Genomic DNA, 5749 nt, shown 5'->3' with positions numbered 1-5749 from the left:
GGGGGGGGGGGGGGGGGGGGGGGGGGGGGGGGCCGATTCTACTGGGCGGAATTCTACTTGAGAATCGCGTCGTAGATCAGGCCTTTTAGCTTGAATTCGGTCAGCCATTGGTACGGCATGATCTGTTCAAGCGTGATGACCACCAATTCGTCTTTTGGGGACACCCAGTAATGCGTGCTGGCGGCACCGCCCCACCCGTATTCGCCGACACGGCCATCGGGATCCCAATCACTCATCGATTCACGCACCGAGAACCCAAATCCAAAGCCGACTCCGCCGCGAACCTCCTTGCCAAACTTGATCCAGCCGACGCTTTCGGGGACTTGGTTGGTCGTCATCATCGCGACCGTTTCTGGCTTCAGCAAACGCGTGCCGTCGAATTCGCCACCCCCCGCGATCATCAGCAAGAAATGCATGTAGTCCTCGGCGGTAGAGACCAGACCGCCGCCACCCGATTCAAACGCGGGGGCTTTTAAATAAGGGCTTTCGGCCGGCGCATCGCCGAGCGTCAATTCGCCTTTGCCGTCGGTGTTGTAGTTTGCGGCAAAACGGTTCACTTTGTCGGCGGGAACAAAAAAGCCAGTGTCCTTCATCCCAAGCGGATCGAAGATTCGTTTGCGAAGAAAATCGCCAAGTGAGTCACCCGAGACGACTTCGACGACGCGGCCAAGCACATCGATCGAGATGCCGTATTGCCAATCGGTCCCCGGTTCAAACACCAATGGCAATTTAGCGAGTTTGGTTTGCATCGTTTCGAGCGAGTCGTCTCGCTGCAGCATGTCGAGTTCCTTGAATGCTTCGTCATGAAGCAGGTTCCCCGATCGACCGTACGTGTAGCCAGCCGTATGCCGCATCAGATCAGCGATCGTCATCGTCTGTGTGGCCAGATGCGTTTCGCCGTCCGAGGCAACTTGCACGTTTTTAAGTTCAGGTAGATATTTTGAAACGGGATCGTTGATATCCAGTTTTCCATCTTCGTACAGCATCAGTGCCGCCGCGGTCGTGATCGCTTTGCTCATCGAATAGATTCGCACGATCGTATCGGGCTTCATTGGCTTGTCGGCTTCGAGATCCATTTTGCCATAGGCTTGATGCATCACGATTTTGCCGTGACGGGCGATCATCACGACCCCGCCGGGGATGCGGTTATCGTCAATCGATTCCTGCATCGCCTCGTCCACTTTGGCGAGCGCGTCGGCCGACATGCCAACGTCCGCCGCGTCCGCGGTGGGTAACTTCTTCGTTGCGACATCTGCAGTTTGCGCCTGCAAGCATTCGTCACCGATGGTCAATAGGGCAATCATGCAAAGGATCGAGCGAATCATATCGGGAACACCGGAGAGGGACGAAGATGAATCAGATAGCGGGAAGGGGGCGTGAGGTCGTCGGCCACTGTGGGGCTACCGAGTCGATTGCGACGGGATGGCTTCAAAGGCCACTCCTTTTCGCAGATGACTGCGGTCTCGCCATGCCGTTCCGTCAGGAAAACAGTACTCATCGATAAACGCAGGTGCAAATTCCAGCCCCCATCCCGCAGCGGTGGGCGTGACGTAGTGTCCGTTGCGAGTGCGAACCGGATGCTCGACCGCTTCCTGCAGAAAGTCGATGTATTCCACCAACTGGGTTTCGGATGTTCCCGAAACGGCGATTTGGTCCCAAACACTGTAATGCTGGATCATGTTGCACAGCGCAATGCCGCCTCCGTGGGGACAAACCGGGATGCCGAATTTGGCCGCCATCAAGACGATCGCCATCACATCGTTCACTCCGGCGACGCGAGTGGCATCGATCTGGCAATATTTGATCGCCTTGCTTTTTAGCAGTTGTTTGAAAATCACAGGCGACGCGGCGTGTTCGCCACAAGCGAAACCAAAACTTGCATCGGCGAAGGTTTCTGCAAGGTCGACGTAGCCCAATACATCGTCTCGCGCAATCGGTTCTTCGACCCACTTCAAATCAAAATCACGGTATTGTTCCAAATGTCGCTTCGCTTCCGGGACACCCCAGTATTGATTGGCATCGACCATCAGGTTGCACTCGGGGCCGACAACGCTGCGAAGAAACGCAATTCGTTTGACGTCATGGTCCAGGTCGCGACCGACTTTCAGTTTGAAAGAATCAAACCCTTGCTCGCGTAACCTGTCGATGGTGGCAACGATCTCTTCGTCGCTCAGCCCCAGCCATCCTGCGGTACAGTACGCCTTGGGACCGCGCTCTCGCAATTCAGTTTCTCGGTCGGCGACGTGACGGCGTGCGTTTTGCAAGAGTGTCAACGCTTCTTGTTCAGTTAACGCATCGCGCAGGTTCCGCCAATCGATGCACTGAACGACAAATTCAGGTTCCAAATCCACCATCAATTTCCAAAGCGGCTTCTCAAGCGACTTGGCCCACAGGTCCCACATTGCATTGATCACGGCGCCGGCGGCCATGCGGAACACACCGTCGTGCAGCCAGCGCAATTGATGGTGGTCGATCAAACGGCGATACAAGGTGATCGGAGATTCTGCAAATTCGTCGAGCGTCGTTCCGATCAAGAGTTGGCAAAGGTCTCGAATGCCGTGACAAATCCAGTCCGTGCCCGCGCCGACGGTGAACACAATCGAAACGCCTCGCAATCCCGAGTCGGTATCTAATTGCAAGACCGCCGACGAGTAGTCGGGCTGAAGATGAAACGGGTCGGACCCTAACATTTGGTCGGATGTCGGAACGCGAAGATCGAAAACGTTTGCCGAGGTGATTTGGATGCTGCGATTGGACATGCGAGAACCAGGCGAGGGGGGGCAGTAGGAGCGGCAAATCATCTTAGCGTCACGCACGCTCGCCGTCACGTAAGCTGAAACGACCGCGACGTGGGGTTCAGGACGGTGAAAATGAGAACGTGGCCCAAGTCCGAAAGATCACAAAAACAGTCCGAAATTAAACATCAAAAATGGGGAAGTTAAAAATCCAGCTCTAACGTGTGCAAACCCGCATGAACTCGCCCTCGTTGTCGTTTAAAATGGCGTGCATGATCCCACCACGCTTTCCCACCTCATGGCTACTGTTGTCCGTTTCCTTGTTAATCGCTCCTTGTGTCTGCGCTGCGGACGCTCCGGTGCGGTTTAGCAGGGATGTGTTGCCAATTTTGTCGGACCGCTGTTTCCATTGCCACGGCCCTGACGAAGAACACCGCGAAGCCGATCTACGATTGGACCGACGTGAATCGGCCGTCGATGAGATCGGGGCGATCGTGCCGATGCAGCCTGATGAAAGCGAATTGCTTTCGCGGATCATCACTGACGACGAAGATAGGTTGATGCCACCGCCGCAGTCGCATCGTAAACCGCTGAGCCAATCGGAGATCGAGATTCTGCGACGCTGGATCGCCGAAGGAGCCGAGTGGGGCAGCCACTGGGCGTTTGAGAAACCGGTGCGTCCAGATGTACCGAAGTCGGAAGCCAATGCAATCGATTTTTTTATTCGCAAACGATTGCAACAAAATAATTTGCGACCGTCGGTTCAGGCCGACCGGCGGACTCTGATTCGCCGTGTCACCTTGGATTTGACTGGCTTGCCGCCAACGCCCGAGCAGGTCGAGGCGTTTGTTGCTGACGATTCACCCGCTGCCTATGAAAACTTGGTCGACCGTTTGTTGCAGTCGCCTCACTATGGCGAGCGGATGGCGTGGCCATGGCTCGACGCGGCTCGTTATGCCGACACCAGCGGTTACCAAGGCGATCCGGTGCGTTCGATGTGGCCTTGGCGTGATTGGGTGGTCAACGCGCTGAACGACAACATGCCGTTCGATGAATTCACTATTCAGCAAATTGCGGGCGACTTGCTTCCGAATTGCACTCCGGAACAGCAGCTTGCGTCTGGGTTCAATCGCAATCACATGCATAATGGCGAAGGAGGCCGAATTGCCGAAGAAACGCGTGTCGATAATGTCTTTGACCGCACCGAAACGACGGGCACGGTTTGGTTGGGGCTGACGCTGCAGTGTGCTCGTTGTCACGACCACAAATTCGATCCGACCTCCAACGTAGACTACTTTGCCTTTACCGATTTCTTCAATCAAACCTCCGAAGAAGGGCGTATCGTCGGTGGGCTGGCCGTTCCACCGGCAATGGACTATGTGCCCGCCAAAACACGCAGTGAACTTGAACAACAACAGCGTCGCATCGATCAGTTGACGGCGCAGTTGCTAGAACAGTCCGAGCAAGCAGACGCGGCCCAAGCCGCTTGGGAATTGCCTTGGAACGAAGCGAGTTTGACGAAGGATTCACCGCAGTGGCATCAGCTCGATGCAACGCAGTCGCGTTCGACCGGCGGGGCCACGATCACGAAACGAGATGATTTTTCGTTGCATGTGACTGGCGAACGTCCTGAGAAGGATGTCTATGAAATCACGTTTGCTCCCCGCCTGGACCGCATCAGCGGTATCCGGTTGGATGCGTTGGTGGATCCAACGTCGCCAGGAAAAGGAACGGGACGAGACGAAAATGGCAACTTTGTGTTGAGCGAAATCGAAGTTGCGACGCGTCCCGCGGATCTCGCTGACGCTAAAGGCACGCCGATCAAATTGGCACGTGCGAAAGCCGATTTTTCTCAAAACGGACTTCCCGTTAGCGAGGCAATTGACGGTAAGAGCGGAAAGGATAACGGTTGGTCTGTTAGCGGACACACAAAGAAAGAACCGCGTTGGGCGGAGTTCTTTTTCGATCAACCCGTCAAACTCGGCGACACGACCGTGTTGAGTATCACGCTTCGTTTTGAATCGCAGCACACGCACCACACGTTAGCTCGGTTCCGTTTGAGCGTGACCGACATCAAGCAGCCCGAGGGAGATGACGCCAAAGTCGCCGAGATCTTGCTAAGGAATCCCTCACAACGAAGCGATGCGGATCGAGCGGCACTGCGAATGCATTTTCGCATGCATCACTGGGAACCGACGAGTGAAATTGCTCGCAAACTGACCGCCGCTCGCCGCCAGCTTTCCCAACTGCAGTCCAAGTCAAAACCCGTACCGGTGATGGTGATGGACACGCGAGAGAAACCTCGCGAAACCTTTGTGTTAGTCAAAGGAATCTATAACGATGTGACGGATCAGAAAGTCGTTGCCAACGTCCCGAGCATGTTGCCGCCATTGCCCGAAAAAGCGGACGGCACGCCGCCGACACGACTCGATCTCGCCCGCTGGATCGTATCGCCCGAGAACCCACTGACGGCTCGTGTGACCGTGAATCGCTATTGGCAGACTTTTTTTGGCCGCGGGATCGTTTCGACGATGGACGATTTTGGCTTGCAGGGGACGCAGCCCACGCACCCTGATTTGTTGGATTGGTTGGCGGTTGAATTTGTCGAGTCCGGCTGGGATGTCAAGAAGATGCATCGCTTGATCGTGACCAGCGATACGTATCGGCAATCCGCCCAGGTGACGTCCGAGTTGCTAGAGCAGGACCCCGAGAACATCCTGCTTTCACGGGCACCACGTTATCGCATGCCGTCGTGGATGATTCGCGATCATGCATTGGCGGCAAGCGGGTTATTGAATCCGTCGCGGGGCGGACCGCCTGTCAAACCGTACCAACCCGACGGGATTTGGGCCGAGGCGACGTTTGGCAAAATTCGCTATCAAGCCGATACGGACGAGAAACTTTATCGCCGCTCGCTGTACACATTTTGGCGGCGCATCGTAGGGCCGACGGTGTTCTTTGATTCGGCCAAACGACAAACATGCGAAGTCAAGATGAACTTGACCAACACCCCG

At 55.6% G+C, this 5749-nt stretch carries 3 protein-coding genes; 1 reads left to right on the top strand and 2 read right to left on the bottom strand.

The features are described 5' to 3' along the window. Positions 1 to 53: 53 nt before the first annotated feature. Together ABX962_RS28375 and ABX962_RS28370 are read right to left on the bottom strand one after the other, a co-directional pair. Positions 54 to 1325 (bottom strand): serine hydrolase domain-containing protein, encoded by a 1272-nt coding sequence (locus ABX962_RS28375; RefSeq protein WP_372724513.1) that lies wholly within the window; start codon positions 1323 to 1325, stop codon positions 54 to 56. Positions 1326 to 1400: 75 nt separating this feature from the next. Beyond that, positions 1401 to 2759, bottom strand: coding sequence for an enolase C-terminal domain-like protein (locus ABX962_RS28370; protein ID WP_372724512.1), 1359 nt, complete (start codon positions 2757 to 2759; stop codon positions 1401 to 1403). Positions 2760 to 2971: 212 nt separating this feature from the next. Between ABX962_RS28370 and ABX962_RS28365 the strand changes: the two genes are divergently transcribed. Continuing rightward, positions 2972 to 5749, top strand: a 2778-nt coding sequence (locus ABX962_RS28365) for a PSD1 and planctomycete cytochrome C domain-containing protein (protein ID WP_372724510.1), incomplete at its 3' end; no start/stop codon positions are given.

The sequence above is a fragment of the Novipirellula sp. genome, from assembly GCF_041583735.1.
GTDB lineage: Bacteria > Planctomycetota > Planctomycetia > Pirellulales > Pirellulaceae > Novipirellula.
This window is presented reverse-complemented; position numbering and strand designations above follow the sequence as displayed.